Origin of the sequence: Moellerella wisconsensis (genome assembly GCF_022592395.1) — a bacterium.
In the GTDB taxonomy this organism is placed as follows: Bacteria; Pseudomonadota; Gammaproteobacteria; order Enterobacterales; family Enterobacteriaceae; genus Moellerella; species Moellerella wisconsensis.
In genome coordinates, this window is the sequence record NZ_CP093242.1 from 293,692 (window position 1) to 312,611 (window position 18,920).

General features: G+C 42.5%; 8 protein-coding genes. 2 read left to right on the forward strand and 6 right to left on the reverse strand.

The features are described 5' to 3' along the window. The first annotated feature begins 236 nt into the window (after positions 1–236). Both rpoB and rpoC read left to right on the forward strand, forming a co-directional pair. Positions 237–4,265 carry a DNA-directed RNA polymerase subunit beta gene (gene rpoB, locus MNY66_RS01260; protein ID WP_047254798.1) on the forward strand — a complete coding sequence of 1,343 codons (4,029 nt, stop codon included), beginning with the start codon at positions 237–239 and terminating at the stop codon, positions 4,263–4,265. 123 nt (positions 4,266–4,388) lie between these two features. Next, positions 4,389–8,609 (forward strand): DNA-directed RNA polymerase subunit beta', encoded by a 4,221-nt coding sequence (gene rpoC / locus MNY66_RS01265; RefSeq protein ID WP_047254799.1) that lies wholly within the window; start codon positions 4,389–4,391, stop codon positions 8,607–8,609. Positions 8,610–8,773: 164 nt separating this feature from the next. Here rpoC and MNY66_RS01270 read toward each other — a convergent pair whose 3' ends face one another. The 6 genes from MNY66_RS01270 to MNY66_RS01295 all read right to left on the reverse strand — a co-directional run bounded on the left by MNY66_RS01270 (position 8,774) and on the right by MNY66_RS01295 (position 18,620). Then, positions 8,774–10,516 (reverse strand): nitrilase-related carbon-nitrogen hydrolase, encoded by a 1,743-nt coding sequence (locus MNY66_RS01270; RefSeq protein ID WP_241501271.1) that lies wholly within the window; start codon positions 10,514–10,516, stop codon positions 8,774–8,776. Positions 10,517–10,793: 277 nt separating this feature from the next. After that, positions 10,794–12,050: a formyl-CoA transferase gene (gene frc, locus MNY66_RS01275; RefSeq protein ID WP_241501272.1), complete on the reverse strand. Its 1,257-nt coding sequence runs from the start codon at positions 12,048–12,050 to the stop codon at positions 10,794–10,796. 132 nt (positions 12,051–12,182) lie between these two features. Continuing rightward, the gene (gene yfdV / locus MNY66_RS01280) at positions 12,183–13,133 is read right to left on the reverse strand and encodes a transporter YfdV (RefSeq protein WP_156170966.1); all 951 of its coding nucleotides are present in this window, start codon (positions 13,131–13,133) and stop codon (positions 12,183–12,185) included. 227 nt (positions 13,134–13,360) lie between these two features. Beyond that, positions 13,361–15,058 (reverse strand): oxalyl-CoA decarboxylase, encoded by a 1,698-nt coding sequence (gene oxc / locus MNY66_RS01285; RefSeq protein ID WP_047254803.1) that lies wholly within the window; start codon positions 15,056–15,058, stop codon positions 13,361–13,363. A 122-nt stretch (positions 15,059–15,180) separates the two neighbouring features. After that, positions 15,181–16,431 carry a formyl-CoA transferase gene (frc, locus tag MNY66_RS01290; protein ID WP_047254804.1) on the reverse strand — a complete coding sequence of 417 codons (1,251 nt, stop codon included), beginning with the start codon at positions 16,429–16,431 and terminating at the stop codon, positions 15,181–15,183. 542 nt (positions 16,432–16,973) lie between these two features. Further along, on the reverse strand, positions 16,974–18,620 hold the full coding sequence (locus tag MNY66_RS01295) for an NAD-dependent malic enzyme (protein WP_047254805.1): 1,647 nt from the start codon (positions 18,618–18,620) through the stop codon (positions 16,974–16,976). Positions 18,621–18,920 lie beyond the last annotated feature (300 nt).

Genomic DNA, 18,920 nt, shown 5'->3' on the forward strand with positions numbered 1-18,920 from the left:
GCTATTTAGTTGTTAATTCGCCCTCCAATATTCCTTGCCATTGACGCCTTAATATACTGTGTTCTCAGCTACGACCCGCTCGGGTAGCTCGGTAGTTAAAGTAACACAATGAAATGATTTAAGAGTAATTGCAAAGAGTATTATGGAAATATTCTTTTCCATTCAAAAAATAGCGTTGATGAGCTGTCCTTTCGGACGGATAGAGTGGGTCACTGATCAGCGAGCTGAGGAACCCTATGGTTTACTCCTATACCGAGAAAAAACGTATTCGTAAGGATTTTGGTAAACGTCCACAAGTGCTGGATATTCCATATCTCCTATCTATTCAACTTGACTCGTTTCAGAAATTTATCGAGCAAGATCCAGATGGTCAGAACGGGCTAGAAGCAGCTTTCCGTTCTGTTTTTCCTATTCAGAGCTATAGCGGTAATGCAGAACTGCAATACGTCAGCTATCGTTTAGGCGAGCCAGTATTTGATGTTAAAGAATGTCAAATCCGAGGTATCACCTATTCTGCCCCTCTGCGCGTTAAACTTCGTTTAGTCGTGTATGAGCGTGAAGCTCCAGAAGGCACTGTTAAAGATATCAAAGAACAAGAAGTCTACATGGGTGAAATTCCACTCATGACTGACAACGGGACTTTTGTTATCAACGGTACTGAGCGCGTTATCGTATCTCAGTTACACCGTAGTCCTGGTGTGTTCTTCGACAGTGATAAAGGTAAAACACACTCATCTGGTAAGGTGCTATATAACGCACGTATTATCCCTTACCGTGGTTCATGGCTCGATTTCGAGTTTGATCCAAAAGATAACTTATTTGTACGTATTGACCGTCGTCGTAAATTACCTGCGACCATTATTCTGCGTGCGATGAGTTACAGCACCGAAGACATTCTGAATCTGTTCTTCGAAAAAACTGTTTTCAATATTCGTGATAACAAACTAATGATGACGCTAGTTCCTGAGCGTCTGCGTGGTGAAACCGCTTCCTTTGATATCGAAGCAAACGGCAAAGTATATATAGAAAAAGGCCGTCGTATCACTGCTCGTCATATCCGTTTATTGGAAAAAGAAGAAGTTACCAGTATCGAAGTTCCTGTCGAATATATCGCTGGGAAAGTGGTTGCTAGAGACTATATCGATGAAAGCACAGGTGAAGTTATTTGTGCGGCGAATATGGAACTCTCATTAGATGCGTTAGCGCGTCTGAGCCAATCAGGTCACAAAACAATTGAAACATTGTTTACTAATGACCTTGATCACGGTGCTTATATTTCTGAAACCATTCGTGTCGATCCAACTAACGACCGCTTAAGCGCTTTAGTTGAAATTTACCGTATGATGCGCCCTGGTGAGCCACCAACGCGCGAAGCAGCAGAAAACTTGTTTGAGAACTTGTTCTTCTCTGAAGATCGTTATGATCTATCTGCTGTTGGCCGTATGAAATTCAACCGTTCATTGGGCCGTACAGAAATCGAAGGCGCAGGCATCCTGAGTGAAGAAGATATCATTGAGGTAATGCGTAAGCTGATCGAGATCCGTAATGGTCGCGGTGAAGTGGATGATATCGATCACTTAGGTAACCGTCGTATCCGTTCAGTCGGTGAAATGGCTGAAAACCAGTTCCGTGTTGGCCTGGTTCGTGTGGAACGTGCTGTTAAAGAGCGTCTATCTTTAGGCGATCTTGATGCATTGATGCCACAGGATATGATTAATGCGAAACCAATTTCTGCCGCAGTCAAAGAGTTCTTTGGTTCCAGCCAGCTGTCACAGTTTATGGACCAAAATAACCCGCTGTCAGAAATCACGCATAAACGCCGTATTTCTGCATTAGGTCCTGGCGGTCTGACACGTGAACGTGCAGGCTTCGAAGTTCGAGATGTACACCCAACTCACTATGGTCGTGTGTGTCCAATCGAAACGCCAGAAGGTCCAAACATCGGTCTGATTAACTCACTGTCTGTGTACGCACAAACTAACGAATATGGTTTCCTAGAAACCCCGTATCGTTTAGTACGCGATGGTATTGTGACTGATGAGATTCATTACCTGTCTGCGATTGAAGAAGGTAACTTCATCATTGCACAGGCGAATACCGTATTAGATGACGAAGGTCATTTTGTTGACGAACTGGTTACTTGTCGTAACCGTGGTGAGTCAAGCTTATTCAGCCGTGAACAGGTTGAATATATGGACGTTTCCACACAACAGGTTGTTTCTGTTGGTGCATCTTTAATCCCATTCCTTGAACACGATGATGCTAACCGTGCATTGATGGGTGCGAACATGCAACGTCAGGCTGTTCCTACATTACGTGCTGATAAGCCGCTAGTGGGTACAGGTATGGAACGTGCAGTAGCTGTTGACTCCGGTGTAACCGCTGTCGCTAAACGTGGTGGTACTATCCAGTACGTCGATGCTTCACGTATCGTTATCAAAGTAAACGAAGATGAGATGTATCCGGGTGAAGCGGGCATCGATATCTATAGTTTGACTAAATATACTCGTTCTAACCAAAACACCTGTATTAATCAGATGCCTTGCGTATCTTTAGGTGAACCAATTGAACGTGGTGATGTGCTGGCTGACGGTCCATCAACTGACTTAGGCGAACTGGCTCTTGGTCAAAATATGCGCGTGGCATTTATGCCATGGAACGGTTATAACTTCGAAGACTCCATCCTCGTATCTGAGCGTGTTGTTCAAGAAGATCGTTTCACCACTATCCATATTCAAGAACTGGCTTGTGTGTCTCGTGACACTAAACTGGGGCCTGAAGAGATTACCGCTGACATCCCTAACGTGGGTGAAGCTGCACTGTCTAAACTGGATGAATCAGGTATCGTTTATATCGGTGCTGAAGTTAAAGGTGGCGACATTCTGGTTGGTAAAGTAACACCTAAAGGTGAAACTCAGCTGACTCCAGAAGAGAAACTGTTGCGTGCTATTTTCGGTGAAAAAGCCTCTGACGTTAAAGATTCTTCTCTGCGCGTTCCTAACGGTGTTTCCGGTACCATTATCGATGTACAGGTATTTACCCGTGATGGCGTTGAAAAAGACAAGCGTGCATTAGAAATTGAAGAAAGTCAGTTACGCGAAGCGAAAAAAGACTTAACCGAAGAACTGCGTATTTTTGAAGCAGGTCTGTTTGCACGTATTCGTTCAGTGCTGGTCAGCGGCGGTATCGAAGCTGAAAAACTGGATAAATTACCACGCGAACGCTGGTTAGAATTAGCCCTACCTGATGAAGAAAAACAAAATCAGTTAGAGCAACTTGCTGAGCAGTATGATGAACTGAAATCTGAGTTTGAGAAAAAACTCGATGCTAAACGTCGTAAAATCACTCAAGGCGACGATCTTGCACCTGGCGTGCTGAAGATTGTTAAGGTTTATCTGGCGGTTAAACGTCGGATCCAACCGGGTGATAAAATGGCGGGTCGTCATGGTAACAAAGGTGTTATCTCGAAAATTAATCCTATCGAAGATATGCCTTATGATGAAAACGGTAACCCGGTTGACATCGTACTGAACCCGCTGGGCGTACCATCACGTATGAACATCGGTCAGATTCTGGAAACTCACTTAGGTATGGCAGCTAAAGGTATTGGTGACAAAATCAATGCTATGCTTAAACAGCAGCAAGAAGTTGCTAAGCTGCGTGAATTTATCCAGAAAGCTTATGACTTGGGCGACGATCCACGTCAGAAAGTTGACTTGAACACCTTCACTGATGATGAAGTTATGCGTTTGGCTGAAAACCTCAAAAAAGGTATGCCGATTGCAACTCCAGTATTTGATGGTGCAAAAGAGAAAGAAATTAAAGAACTGCTGAAACTGGGCGGTCTGCCAACTTCTGGTCAGATTACTCTGTTTGATGGTCGTACTGGTGAGCAATTTGAGCGTCAGGTTACCGTCGGCTATATGTATATGTTGAAACTGAACCATTTGGTTGATGACAAAATGCATGCCCGTTCTACCGGTTCTTATAGCTTGGTTACTCAGCAACCGTTGGGTGGTAAAGCTCAGTTCGGTGGTCAGCGTTTCGGGGAGATGGAAGTGTGGGCACTGGAAGCATATGGTGCTGCCTATACTCTTCAAGAAATGCTTACTGTTAAATCAGATGATGTTAACGGTCGTACCAAGATGTATAAAAACATCGTTGATGGTAACCACCAGATGGAACCAGGTATGCCGGAATCCTTCAACGTATTGTTGAAAGAAATCCGCTCACTCGGTATCAACATCGAACTGGAAGACGAGTAATTCGTTTTATGCCGGCATCGTTAAATTGAGTTTGGCGATGTCCGGCCAGTGTATATACTGGGTTTTGGGGAGAGCGGCATGGGCCGCTCACCTGACAGGTCTAACTCCGACAGGAGCCATTTCGTGAAAGACTTATTAAAGTTTCTGAAAGCGCAAACTAAGACCGAAGAGTTTGATGCGATCAAAATTGCTCTGGCATCACCAGATATGATCCGTTCGTGGTCATTTGGTGAAGTGAAAAAGCCAGAAACCATTAACTACCGTACGTTCAAACCTGAGCGTGACGGCCTTTTCTGCGCCCGTATTTTCGGCCCAGTAAAAGATTACGAATGTTTGTGCGGTAAGTACAAACGTTTAAAACATCGTGGTGTTATCTGCGAAAAATGTGGCGTTGAAGTTACGCAGACTAAAGTCCGTCGTGAACGCATGGGCCACATTGAATTAGCGTCACCAACAGCACATATTTGGTTCCTGAAGTCACTGCCTTCCCGTATCGGCTTACTGCTTGATATGCCGCTGCGTGATATTGAACGTGTTCTGTATTTTGAATCTTATGTCGTTGTTGAAGGCGGTATGACTAGCCTAGAACGTCGTCAGATCCTGACAGAAGAACAATATCTGGATGCACTGGAAGAGTTCGGTGATGAGTTTGATGCAAAAATGGGTGCGGAAGCAATCCAAGGCCTGCTGAAAAACCTGGATCTGGAAAATGAATGTGAAACGTTGCGTGAAGAGTTGAATGAAACCAACTCAGAAACTAAACGTAAAAAACTGACTAAACGAATCAAACTGTTAGAAGCGTTTATTCAATCTGGAAATAAACCAGAATGGATGATTTTAAACGTTCTGCCAGTTCTGCCACCGGATTTACGTCCTTTAGTTCCATTGGATGGCGGTCGTTTTGCAACATCTGATCTGAATGACTTATATCGTCGTGTTATTAACCGTAATAACCGTCTGAAACGTCTTCTGGATCTGGCTGCGCCTGATATCATCGTACGTAACGAAAAACGTATGTTGCAGGAAGCGGTTGATGCCTTGTTAGATAATGGCCGTCGTGGCCGTGCTATTACGGGTTCTAACAAACGTCCTCTGAAATCTTTGGCTGATATGATCAAAGGTAAACAAGGTCGTTTCCGTCAGAACTTGCTGGGTAAACGTGTTGACTACTCTGGACGTTCGGTTATCACCGTGGGTCCATACCTGCGCCTGCATCAGTGCGGTCTGCCTAAAAAAATGGCACTTGAATTATTCAAACCATTTATCTACGGCAAATTAGAACTGCGCGGTTTAGCGACAACCATTAAAGCTGCGAAGAAAATGGTTGAGCGTGAAGAAGCCGTCGTTTGGGATATCCTAGACGAAGTCATCCGTGAGCATCCAGTGATGCTGAACCGTGCACCAACACTGCACCGTTTGGGTATCCAGGCATTTGAACCTATTCTTATCGAAGGTAAAGCAATCCAATTACACCCATTGGTTTGTGCGGCATACAACGCCGACTTCGATGGTGACCAAATGGCGGTTCACGTTCCTTTGACTTTGGAAGCACAGTTAGAAGCACGTGCGCTGATGATGTCAACGAACAACATTCTTTCGCCTGCAAGTGGTGAGCCAATTATCGTACCATCTCAGGACGTTGTCTTGGGCCTGTACTATATGACTCGCGACTGTGTAAATGCGAAAGGCGAAGGCATGGTTTTAGCGGGTCCTAAAGAAGCTGAACGTGTTTATCGCTCTGGTCATGCCTCTTTGCATGCCCGGGTTAAAGTTCGTATCACAGAAGAAGTTAAAGATGGTGAAGGCAACGTCACCATTAATACCGGTTTAGTTGACACGACTGTTGGTCGTGCCATTTTGTGGATGATCGTTCCACGCGGATTGCCTTACTCATTGGTTAACCAGCCATTAGGTAAGAAAGCAATCTCTAAAATGCTAAATACTTGCTACCGTATGTTAGGTTTAAAACCTACGGTTATCTTTGCTGACCAAATTATGTATACCGGTTTCGCTTATGCAGCTCGTTCAGGTGCATCAGTAGGTATCGATGATATGGTTATTCCAGAGAAAAAAGCCGGTATTATCGCTGAAGCTGAAGCAGAAGTTGCTGAAATTCAGGAGCAGTTCCAATCAGGTCTGGTAACTGCGGGCGAGCGTTATAACAAGGTTATCGATATCTGGGCTGCGGCAAACGAACGTGTTGCTAAAGCGATGATGGAAAACCTGTCGACTGAAACTGTGATCAACCGTGACGGCGAAGAAGAGCAACAAGTCTCCTTCAACAGCATCTTTATGATGGCTGACTCCGGTGCTCGTGGTTCTGCCGCTCAGATCCGTCAGCTTGCAGGTATGCGTGGTCTGATGGCTAAGCCAGATGGTTCAATCATCGAAACACCAATCACGGCAAACTTCCGTGAAGGTCTGAACGTTCTTCAGTACTTTATCTCAACGCATGGTGCTCGTAAGGGTCTTGCGGATACAGCATTGAAAACAGCTAACTCCGGTTATCTGACTCGTCGTTTAGTCGACGTTGCACAGGACTTGGTCGTTACAGAAGTCGACTGTGGTACACATGAAGGTATCTTGATGACTCCGGTTATCGAGGGTGGCGATGTTAAAGAACCACTGCGTGAACGTGTACTGGGTCGTGTAACAGCAGAAGATGTATTAGCTCCAGGAACAGCGGACATTTTAGTCCCACGTAATACACTATTGAACGAAAAATGGTGTGACCTGTTAGAAGAGCATTCTGTTGACAGCTTAAAAGTACGTTCAGTGGTTGGTTGTGAAACTGACTTCGGTGTCTGTGCTAAGTGTTACGGTCGTGATTTGGCGCGTGGTCATATCATCAATAGCGGTGAAGCTATCGGTGTTATTGCAGCACAGTCAATCGGTGAGCCGGGTACACAGCTTACGATGCGTACGTTCCACATTGGTGGTGCGGCATCTCGTGCGGCTGCTGAATCTAGCATCCAAGTTCGTAATACCGGTACACTTAAACTGTTCAATGCTAAATTCGTTAAGAACACAGAAGGCAAGTTAGTTATTACTTCTCGTAATACTGAATTGCGTCTGATTGATGAATTCGGTCGTACTAAAGAGAGCTATAAAGTTCCTTACGGTGCGCACCTGAGCAAAGGTGACGGTTCAGCAGTTACTGGTGGCGAGACCGTAGCTAACTGGGATCCGCATACAATGCCGGTTGTCAGTGAAGTTTCAGGTATTATTCGTTACTCTGATATGATTGATGGTCAGACGATTACTCGTCAGACTGATGAGCTGACAGGTCTGTCATCTCTGGTCGTATTAGATACTGCGGAACGTACTGGTGGTAGCAAAGATTTACGTCCAGCACTGCGCGTAGTCGATGCGAATGGTAAAGATGTGTTGATCCCTAACACTGATATGCCAGCACAATACTTCCTGCCGGGTAAAGCTATTGTTCAGTTAGACGATGGTATTGCTATTTCTGCCGGTGATACGTTAGCGCGTATTCCTCAAGAATCTGGCGGTACAAAAGATATTACCGGTGGTCTGCCACGTGTTGCTGACTTGTTCGAAGCACGTCGTCCGAAAGAGCCTGCAATTCTTGCTGAAATCAGCGGTATTGTTTCGTTCGGTAAAGAGACCAAAGGTAAACGTCGTCTGGTGATTACACCGATGGACGGCTCTGAAGCTTACGAAGAGATGATCCCTAAATGGCGTCAGCTTAACGTATTCGAAGGCGAAATGGTTGAACGTGGTGATGTGATCTCCGATGGTCCAGAATCTCCACATGATATCCTGCGTCTGCGTGGCGTTCACGCGGTAACGCGTTACATCACCAACGAAGTTCAGGAAGTTTACCGCCTGCAAGGCGTTAAGATAAACGATAAACACATTGAAGTTATCGTGCGTCAGATGCTGCGTAAAGTCACTATTGAGGATGCAGGAAGTTCTGACTTCCTCGAAGGTGAGCAGGTTGAGTATTCACGCGTTAAAGTCGCAAACCGTAAATTGGAACAAGAAGGCAAAGTCCCAGCGAAATATGCTCGTGACTTACTGGGTATTACGAAGGCATCTCTGGCAACAGAATCCTTTATCTCAGCGGCATCGTTCCAAGAAACAACACGCGTACTAACAGAAGCCGCAGTTGCGGGTAAACGTGATGAACTCCGTGGTCTGAAAGAGAACGTTATCGTGGGTCGTCTGATCCCAGCAGGTACTGGTTTTGCTTATCATCAGGATCGTATTCGTCGCCGTCATATGAATGACATCGTCGAATCACCACAAGTAAGTGCTGATGAAGCAACAGCTAACCTGGCTGAACTGTTAAATGCCGGTTTCAGCAGCAAAAAAGATTAATGTTTATTAATTATCGTTGATAATGCGCTCGATGATTCGAGCGCAAAGTTAACTTAGTTTTAAAGAGCATTAAATAAAAACGCGATGTAATTATTTACATCGCGTTTTTTTTATCAAAAATTAAAGAGGCTATATAAAATCATAGGGTTATAAAATTAGAGGTTTTATTGGACTAACGGTGTAAACCAAATCGCGGCTTGGCCATCAATTAGCCGCTGTTGATTAATCCAAGTATAAGGTGAGGGCAGTAAAGTACGATATTGCGCAGCGGTTGTATTGGCTTCAGCAATAATCGTTGGGGTTAAAACTACAGGCTCAGGTCCATAAATAGCTGCCGCAGTAAAATCGCCGAGCTGACGTCCGCCACAAACGACCCAAAGCTGGTTAAGGGTAGCTACAGCATACGGTATATAATCTGCCCGACCCGTTGGTGGGTTGGCAACGGAATACAATTTTTGGTCAATCTCGACTTTTAGTGAACTCGGTTCTCCTGCTGGCGCTGCAATAATATCCGCGCGCAGTGCACCGTACATTCCACCAACTTCCGGTATTTTTAATTCATGGGCGGCAGCTAATGCGATTCGGCCTATTGGAGTGGTGGTGACAGAAAATTGTTCCCCTGCAGTAGCCCAACCATGATCACGTTGGCTTAAATGAGTCACTCGATAACGAGCCAAAATTTCGCCTGCGGGACCTGCCAGTACGACAGTATGATAAATTTTATCTGTGTCTATCTCAGGATAACTGCCGACAATATAGCCTTTTCCCTGTTGTGCTGCGCTGATTAGTGTTTGTTCAAAACTGCCACCTTGAGGCTCAGCACTGGCAAGAATAACGGTTGCATCTGTAGTATATGGAATCGCTGAAAGCTCAGGTAGAACGACTAATTCATTTTCATTAACAGAGAGTGAAGCTAATAACGTTTGGTTTACGGGCCACTGTGCCGCGACTAGGTTAACTGAGGATTGCGTGGCGGTTGCATTAATATCTGTAGGGCTTCGATGTAACGCCAGCGTCGGTGAATAAAGCGCTGGACGTCGTTTAGCTAAACAGTAAGCTCTTTGTTTATCCGCTTCGACTAAAGAAATTTGAGCGCAATAAATGCCATTTAATCCGGGAGATAATTCTAATGGAGATACCACGGGGGACTGCGCTATTTTATGCCCAGTCGGCGACCAAATACTGGAACCGCCATTATAATACAGTTGTCCTTTGGTGATTGGATTAGTTTCAATACCGCTACGGGTGGCACAAATAACCCAGAGACCATTAAAGGCGCTCATATGCTGAACATGTGCGACAGTGGAGTGATCGCCTAACATTTCTGCGGCCGTTGCATTGGGCATCATGCGATCAGAAACTGAATGCCAACCAATAATTTGAGCCCCTTGTAATGCCGCAAGGCGTGCATATTGCCAATAGGTATCGTCATAACAAATTAAAAGAGCAATACGGCCTACAGGCGTCTCAAATGTATTTACTCCGCTATTGCCGCTAGCAAAAACTTTTTGATCTTGAGAATTCAAGCCAATTTTTCGATATTTACCGATGATCCCTTCGGGCCCAAGCAATACCGCTGAATTATAGGCTAGCCCAGTAAGACCGTCTTTTTCAGCGATCCCGACACTGATATATAGCCCAGTACGAGCCAGAATGGGTAAAATTGCCTCGGTTGTTTTCCCGGGGATAGTATCTAAATAAGGGGCTAATTCTGTCGAATCTGAAAACATATAGCCGCTGACAGCAGTTTCTGGGAATACCGCATATTGAATATCTTGTTTAGCCACTTCTTCGACTGCGTTAGCTAGGCGGTTAATATTTCCCTCGAGGTCTCCCCATGCAGGAATAAAATCGACAGCAGCAACTTTTATCATATTATTTTGTTGAGTATTTAGGGTCGGATTCATTATTTATATCCTTAATAATTAATTATTAGATGAATATTTATAAAAATTAAATATTAATTTAATATATAGCCACTATATTTAGTCTTATTAAGATTAAATATATATTTGGATTGTCTTAATTAAATGTTGTTTTTTGATAATATTTAAAATATCAGTTGGTATATAAATATTTCATATTTCATATTTCATATTTCATTGATTGAATATCGTGTGGCGATAATTAATCGACACACGAGTATTATTTTATGATTAATATTAATTAGCAGAATAATATTAATTAAATTACCTGATTCTTTTTCATCTCGGCGATTTGTTCTGGGCTATATCCTAGCGCCTGTAAAATTTCATTATTATGCTCGCCTAATAATGGCGCACTTTTAATTTCGGGAGTAAAGGCAGAGAATTTCATTGGGCAGCCGACGGTAAGATATTTTCCACGTAGAGGCTGATCAACTTCGACAATACTACCACTGGCTCTTAAAGAGGCATCATAGGCAAGCTCTTTCATGCTTAGAACTGGAGAGCACGGAACCCCGAATTTATCAAAATAATCCGTGATTTCATGTTTGTCTTTATCTTGTGCTAATTGTTCGATAGCTTCCCATACATCATCAAGATGAGAAATTCTGGCTTCAGTTGTGGCAAATGCTGGGTCGGTTTTCCATTCTGGACGCCCTAATGCATCACAGGTATTTGGCCAGTTGTGATCTTGATTAATAAAGTAAATATAGGCGTTAGGATCGTTCTCTGCACCTTTACATTTGAGCATATTACCCGGTTGCCCCCCGCCGCTAGAATTTCCACTGCGTGGAACGGCATCGCCAAAAGTACCGTTTGGATATTGTGGGTATTCTTCTAAATAACCTAGTTTTTCAAGACGTTGTTGATCGCGTAATTTTACTCGGCACATATTTAATACCGCATCTTGCATCGACATGGTCACGCGTTGGCCTACGCCAGTTTTTTCGCGTTGTAATAATGCCGCGAGTAAACCAATCAGCAAATGCATTCCTGTATTGCTATCGCCGAGAGCCGCAGAGCTTACAACAGGAGGACCATCGGGGAAGCCGGTGGTCGATGCCGCCCCGCCTGCTGCTTGAGCCACGTTTTCATAGGCTTTAACATCGACATAAGGAGAGCATTCATCAAAGCCTTTAATTGAGCCAAAAATTAAACGCGGATTAAGTTGCTGAATATGTTCCCAAGTGAACCCCATATGATCTATTGCACCGGGGTGAAAATTTTCTACCAGTACATCAGCTTCTTTGATTAATTTCTCCATGATTTCTTTGCCTTCCGGCGTCTTGGTATTCAGCTCTAATGAGCGTTTATTACTGTTGAGCATGGTGAAATACAGCGCATCAACATCTTTAATATCACGCAGTTGATGGCGGGTAACATCGCCGACACCGGGGCGTTCGATTTTAATTACATCGGCACCGAACCAAGCTAACATCTGGGTACAAGATGGACCGGATTGCACACCCGTAAAATCGAGAACTTTTATTCCTGTTAATGGCAGAGATTGAGTCATTATCCTTTCCCTATTTTCAGCAATATTTCTTGAATTGATCAGCGGAAATTACAAGTTATACGAAACAAAAGAGGTGCTAATAACACACCTCAATGTTGAAAAATAGTATTTAGTTAACCACGTTAAATGAGGTTAAGAAACTAAACGTGAAACATAAATCCAGAAAGGAGCGGCGATAATAAAGCCAAGAACACTGACGGCTAATGATGCGGTACCGGTTCTTGTATATAAATTAAAGCGGCTGGCAATAATGATCCCTGAGAATGCTGGTGGTAATGCCCCGGCGAGTACCATCATTTGTAATTGTACTGAACTCATATTAAAGAATAGGCCGACGAGTAAGAATAAACCTGGCATAAAGACCAGTTTTAAAATCGTGTTGTAGACAATCTCTTTATCAAATTCAAATTTATTCGCTGCTAAGGTTAAGCCCGCGGCAAATACTGCTACCCCGGAGTTTGCTTTCGCAATAAGATCAAAGGTAGGATCCCAAACATCAGGAATTTTAATACCGATAAGTACTAATACGGTAGCAAGTACTGGTGCCCAAACAACCGGTTCTTTTACTGCTGACATCAATGAGCTCATGCCGCTAGAGCCTTTTTTATTTTTATCGCCAGAATTGCCCGGGTTTAATAAAAATAGTCCAATTGGAATAGTAATCGCATTGACGATAATTGAAATAATTGCAACAACTAAGCCAGTAGAAACCGTGTCACCATAAATAGGGTCGAGTACGGCAAACCCGAGAAATCCAATGGTAGGAGAGCCGGCAATTAATGCACATACGGCAGCTTCGCCACGTGTATGTTTAAAAATATATTTACAGCTAAAGAAAGAAAAGAAGAAACAAAATAATAAAACGACAAAAGAAATTATGGTGAGTTTAGTATCAGCAAAAATCATTTCACGATTGGCGCGAACGATAGAAACAAACAGTGCCGCAGGTAAAGCATAATTTAAAACCAGTTTGTTAAATGCTCGCGCTTGATCGTTAGTAAAAACAGAGCGCTTGCCACTGAAATAACCTAATGCCATTATAAGAATAATGGGAAGTAGATCACTCATAAATATATTGAACATAAATCCAGTCATACTGGTCACCTATTATTAAATAAAAGTATTAATTATTAATTGATATTTAATTTTTCAGTTCGTTGGCAATTATTATTAATTCAATTGTCATATTTTGAATCTATTTTAATTGATGTTCGAACACGTATTCGGTAAATGAAGACTATAGATGACCCTCCTGATAATGGGATTGTCATCTAGATATCGTTACCTATTAGTCAAATACAGAAGATAAATTAGTCTTTTATAATCGACTGTGGATTTAAATTACCGATGTGACCACTTTCAGTTCCTACGGTAGGATCAATCGCAATATTAATTAGGGTTGGTTTACCTGATTCGATACCTGCTTTTAAGGCTTGTTGAATTTCGGCTTCGGTAGTCGCGTGATAACCTATCCCGCCAAAGGCCTCGATCATTTTGTCATAACGAGCGGCTTCCATTAATACGGTAGGGTTTGGATCTGCATCGCCATGTAAGTTAACGCCATCACCACGATAAATACCGCCATTATTAAACAGCAAAATAGTGACCGGTAATTTATAACGGCAGATAGTTTCTATTTCCATGCCGCTAAAGCCGAAGGCACTATCTCCCTCAATAGCGACAACGGGTAAGCCGCTACTGACGGCAGCACCAATCGCGTAGCCCATCCCGATACCCATTACACCCCATGTACCGCAATCTAATCGTTTACGGGGTTGATACATATCGATAATATTACGTGCATTATCGAGGGTGTTGGCACCTTCATTCACCACATAAACATCTTTATGATCGACCAGTACATCGCGGATGGCTCGCAGAGCATTAAAGTAATTTAATGGCGAGGTTTCAGTATTTAATTTGGCGGCCATTTTTTCGACATTTTTCGCCTTATGCTCATCAAGGCTAGCCGTCCAATCTTGTGGCGATTGGATTTTTATCGTTTCCAATCCCTTAACAAATGCCTCCATACTGGAGTAGATATCACCGACTACAGGCGCAGTAATTGGGCGGTTGCTATCAATTTCAGTTGCATCAATATCGAGTTGAATAAATTGGGTTTCTGGAGACCAATTTTTCCCTTTACCGTGGCCCAATAACCAATTTAGACGAGCACCCATCAGTACTACAACATCGGCATTGGATAAGGCAAATGAACGCGCAGATGCTGCCGATTGCGGATGAGTATCGGGTAATAGCCCTTTCGCCATCGACATGGGTAAATAGGGGATGCCCGTAGCTTCAATAAAGGATTTAATATTATCTTCAGCTCGCGAATAAGCCGCGCCTTTACCCAAAATAATTAAAGGACGCTTAGCATTTGCCAGTAAAGTGAGTGCTTTATCAACTGATGCCGGTGAAGGCAGCTGTTTAGGCGCAGGATCTTCCACCGTAAAAATAGTTTTATCGGCATCGGCTTTATTCATAACCGCGGCTAAAACTTCGGTGGTTAAATCAAGATAAACCCCACCCGGGCGACCCGAAACAGAGGCGCGGATCGCACGAGCTAAGGCAATACCGAGATCTTCCGGTTTATTAACTCGATAAGAGGCTTTAACAAAAGGCTTGGCGATATTCATTTGATCAAGCTCTTCATAATCACCTTGTTGCAAATCGATGATTGCTCTGTCGCTTGAACCACTAATTTGGATCATCGGAAAGCCGTTGGTTGTCGCATTGGCTAAGGCGACCATTCCGTTTAAAAATCCGGGCGCAGAAACGGTTAAACAAATACCCGGTTTTTGATTTATATAGCCACTAATAGCTGCTGCATTACCTGCGGATTGTTCATGTCGAAACCCGATATAGCGAATGCCTTCAGCTTGTGCATGGCGAGCTAAATCAGTGACTGGGATCCCTACTACGCCAAAAATAGTTTCAATACCATTCTTCTTCAGCGCATCAACAATAATGTGCATGCCATCAGTCAACGTTTGATCAGTGGACATATCGACCTCATATAAATTTAGCTATCCAGAATATTTCACGTTACAGGCACCGTGTTTCAGCGCCTGCAATATGAATGGATATATGCGGAGATAACGAGAAGCGTATCGGCTTCCCGCAATGATTAAATGACTTTATTGGTGCGCATTGAAGCGATTTGTTCTGCGCTATACCCTAATTCGGCCAGCACTTCGTCTGTATGTTCGCCTAATAAAGGGGCGCTTTTTATTTCAGGCGTGAATGATGAGAATTTCATCGGACAGCCGACAGTCAGATATTTACCGCGTTTAGGTTGCTCAACTTCGACAATGCTATTGCTTTCTCTCAGTGATTTATCCTCGGCAATTTCCTTCATGCTCAGAACTGGAGCACATGGAACACCGTATTTACTTAAATAAGCTACGGCTTCATGTTTGTCTTTATCGGCAAGGAATTTTTCAATATCTGCAAAAATATCAAAGATATGCGGTTGACGTGCTTTGGGGGTGCTATAAGCCGGATCGGTTGCCCATTCAGGTTTGCCTATCGCGATACAAGTTTGCTCCCAGTTTTGCTCTTGGATAGTAAAATAAATATACGCATTAGGATCGGTTTCCCAACCTTTACATTTTAATATCCAGCCTGGTTGCCCGCCTCCGCCAGCATTACCACCACGCGGAACAGCATCTCCGAAAGTTCCATTTGGATATTGTGGATACTCTTCAAGATAACCGACTTTTTCTAAACGTTGTTGGTCGCGTAATTTTACACGACACAGATTTAATACCGCATCTTGCATCGACATAGTTACGCGTTGGCCTACACCGGTTTTTTCACGTTGTAACAATGCAGCTAATAGCCCGATCAGCAGGTGCATACCGGTATTACTGTCGCCTAATGCAGCCGAGCTAACTAACGGTGGGCCATCCCAAAAACCAGTAGTTGAGGCTGCGCCACCCGCAGCTTGTGCCACGTTTTCATAAGCTTTTACATCAACATATGGAGAACATTCATTAAATCCTTTAATCGAGCCAAAAATCAAACGCGGATTAAGTTGCTGAATGTGTTCCCAAGTAAAGCCCATATGATCTATTGCACCGGGGTGGAAATTCTCAACCAGCACATCGGCTTGTTTGATTAATTTCTCCATCACTTCTTTGCCTTCCGGCGTTTTAGTATTTAGCTCGACCGAACGTTTATTGCTGTTTAGCATTGTAAAATACAGCGCATCAACATCGGGGATATCACGTAATTGATTTCGGGTCACATCGCCTACGCCCGGGCGCTCGATTTTAATAACGTCGGCTCCAAACCAAGCTAACATTTGGGTACAGGAAGGCCCGGATTGGACACCTGTGAAATCAAGCACTTTAATGCCATCTAAAGGAAGGGTCATAATAAAACCTCGTTTTCAGCTATGAGCGATTAATTTAATTAGCCAACATAAATTAATACTTCTTAAATAGAATAGGGAATATAAAAATATAAATTAGATAAGGTATGTTTAAGGTTATATCAAAGATTAATTATAAAGGACAGCTAGATGAGATTAGTCTTGATTATTAAGATTAATATTAAGTTACTGACCATGTTGATATTATTAATCTCATATAAAACATCATATTAATACTATTGGTAGTTGCATCAACTGGTTTAATCATAATTAGATGCTCTTTATCTGTTGAATTTTTGGCTATTATTAAAAACAAACAAAATATAATTGTGTTTCTATTCTTTAATGGCGTAAAGATATGTCATTAAATCTGTTTTAATTTATTTTCAATCAAATATTGATTATCTATAATAATGTTGTTTTTATGATTTATTAAAATAAAGCGATAATTTAAATTATTTTATTTTATGATTATTGAAAAACACCCCGAATTTATTTTTCAGGGTGTTAAATAGAGTATCTATTGGTTAAATATAAATAGATTATTATTTTAGTAAACTGTCATCATATTCAGGTTTATAGGCTTTACTATTAATAAATTCCTCAATATTTTGTGGTTTCTCCACATGGGCGAGGTTATTATCAAAGATATATTCTGCGACTTTAGTGGCAACTTTTAACGATACCGAAAGGATCTCTTTTTGTGGTGGATAAATTAGCCCCACATCGAGATAGGCATCGGTAATTTGCTCGGATAATGCTTGTGCCGCCACGATAAACATTTCATCGGTAACACGTTTTGCGGCAGTAGCATAAATAGCCATACCCATTGCCGGGAAGATATAGACGTTATTTCCCTGTCCCGGAATAAAGGTTTTTCCTTGATAATGAACCGGCGGGAAGGGACTTCCACTCGCAAATACGGCGCGCCCATCAGACCATTGATAGGCTTCTTCTGCGGTACATTCAGAGTGAACTGTTGGGTTAGAATAAGGGAAAATAATCGGGCGTTCATTTATTTCAGCCATCGCTTCAATCACTTGCTGATTAAAGGCTTTACCGACAGTTGATACACCGACGATAGCGGTAGGTTTTAGTTGACGAATCGCTTCGACAAAATTATCAATGGGTGCATGCTGATGAGCAAAAGGTTGTTGGAAGTCGGCTAAGTCAGTGCGTTGTGATTGAACTAGTCCATTGATATCAAATAGCCAGCAGTGCTGACGCGCTTCATCTTCACTGATACCCAGCATGGTGAGTGATTTAGCTATTAGATTAGCAATGCCCACGCCCGCGGTTCCAGCACCGAAAAACAGCACTCGTTGCTGCTCAAGTTTACCTTTAGTAATGCGTAGAGCGGTATTAATCCCTGCCAGTGCGACAGCAGCAGTACCTTGAATATCATCATTAAAGCAGCAAACTTGTTGACGATATTTGGCTAAGATAGGCGCGGCATGTGGGAAGGCAAAATCTTCAAATTGGATACACGCATGTGGAAAGACTTTTTGTACTGCTTTAATAAAGGCATCGATAAAATCATCGTAAGCTTGACCGGTGACTCGCGGCTGTTTTAAGCCTAAATATAGAGGATCATTTAATCGCTCTTGGTTGTTGGTTCCAACGTCCAGAGTAATCGGCAAGGTTACTTGTGGTGGTACGGCGGCACAGGCGGTGTATAGCGAGAGTTTTCCAATTGGGATCCCCATACCGCCAATACCTTGGTCTCCTAATCCGAGGATACGTTCTCCATCGGTGACGACAATAAAGCGTACGTCTTTTTCGACCCAGTTACCCAGCATTTCTTCTAATTCATTTTGGCGAGTTATCGGTAAATATAAGCCACGTGGACGACGTAAGATTTGATCAAATTTTTGGCAAGCTTCGCCGACGGTAGGTGTATATACTAGAGGGATAAATCGTGCAGGATCTGACATTAAGGTTTTAAAATACAGGGTTTCGTCGTTATCGTGTAATGACGACAGAAAAATATATTTTTCCAGATCGTTCGGCTTGGCATCGATTTGGCGTAATACGCGTTGTAATTGCTCATTTTCTGTTTCAACGCGCTCTGGCAATAATCCTAACAGCCCATATTTTTTACGCTGCTCAATAGTAAATGCGGTTGCCCGATTAAGTTTGGTATCATTTAATAATGCATCGCCTTTGGTTATTCTATTATTGATATCTACCATTATATTACCTATTCAATTTTTATAATTAAATTAATTATTTCTATACTTATCAAGAGGTAATGAATCTATAAGCTGCCTCTTATTTTTTAATATAACGTACATTGTCGATATGTTAGCTATAATGTTAAGCATAGATCGTTGTATAAATAGTAAAATATATCGTATTACATATTTTCTAAAGACAGTTTTAATAACTAAATACTGTATATGAGAATACTCCATTTATTTTATAAAAACATTAGTTATAAATTATAAAATAAATTTTTAATAAGCGCATAGAGTCACATGATCATATTTATA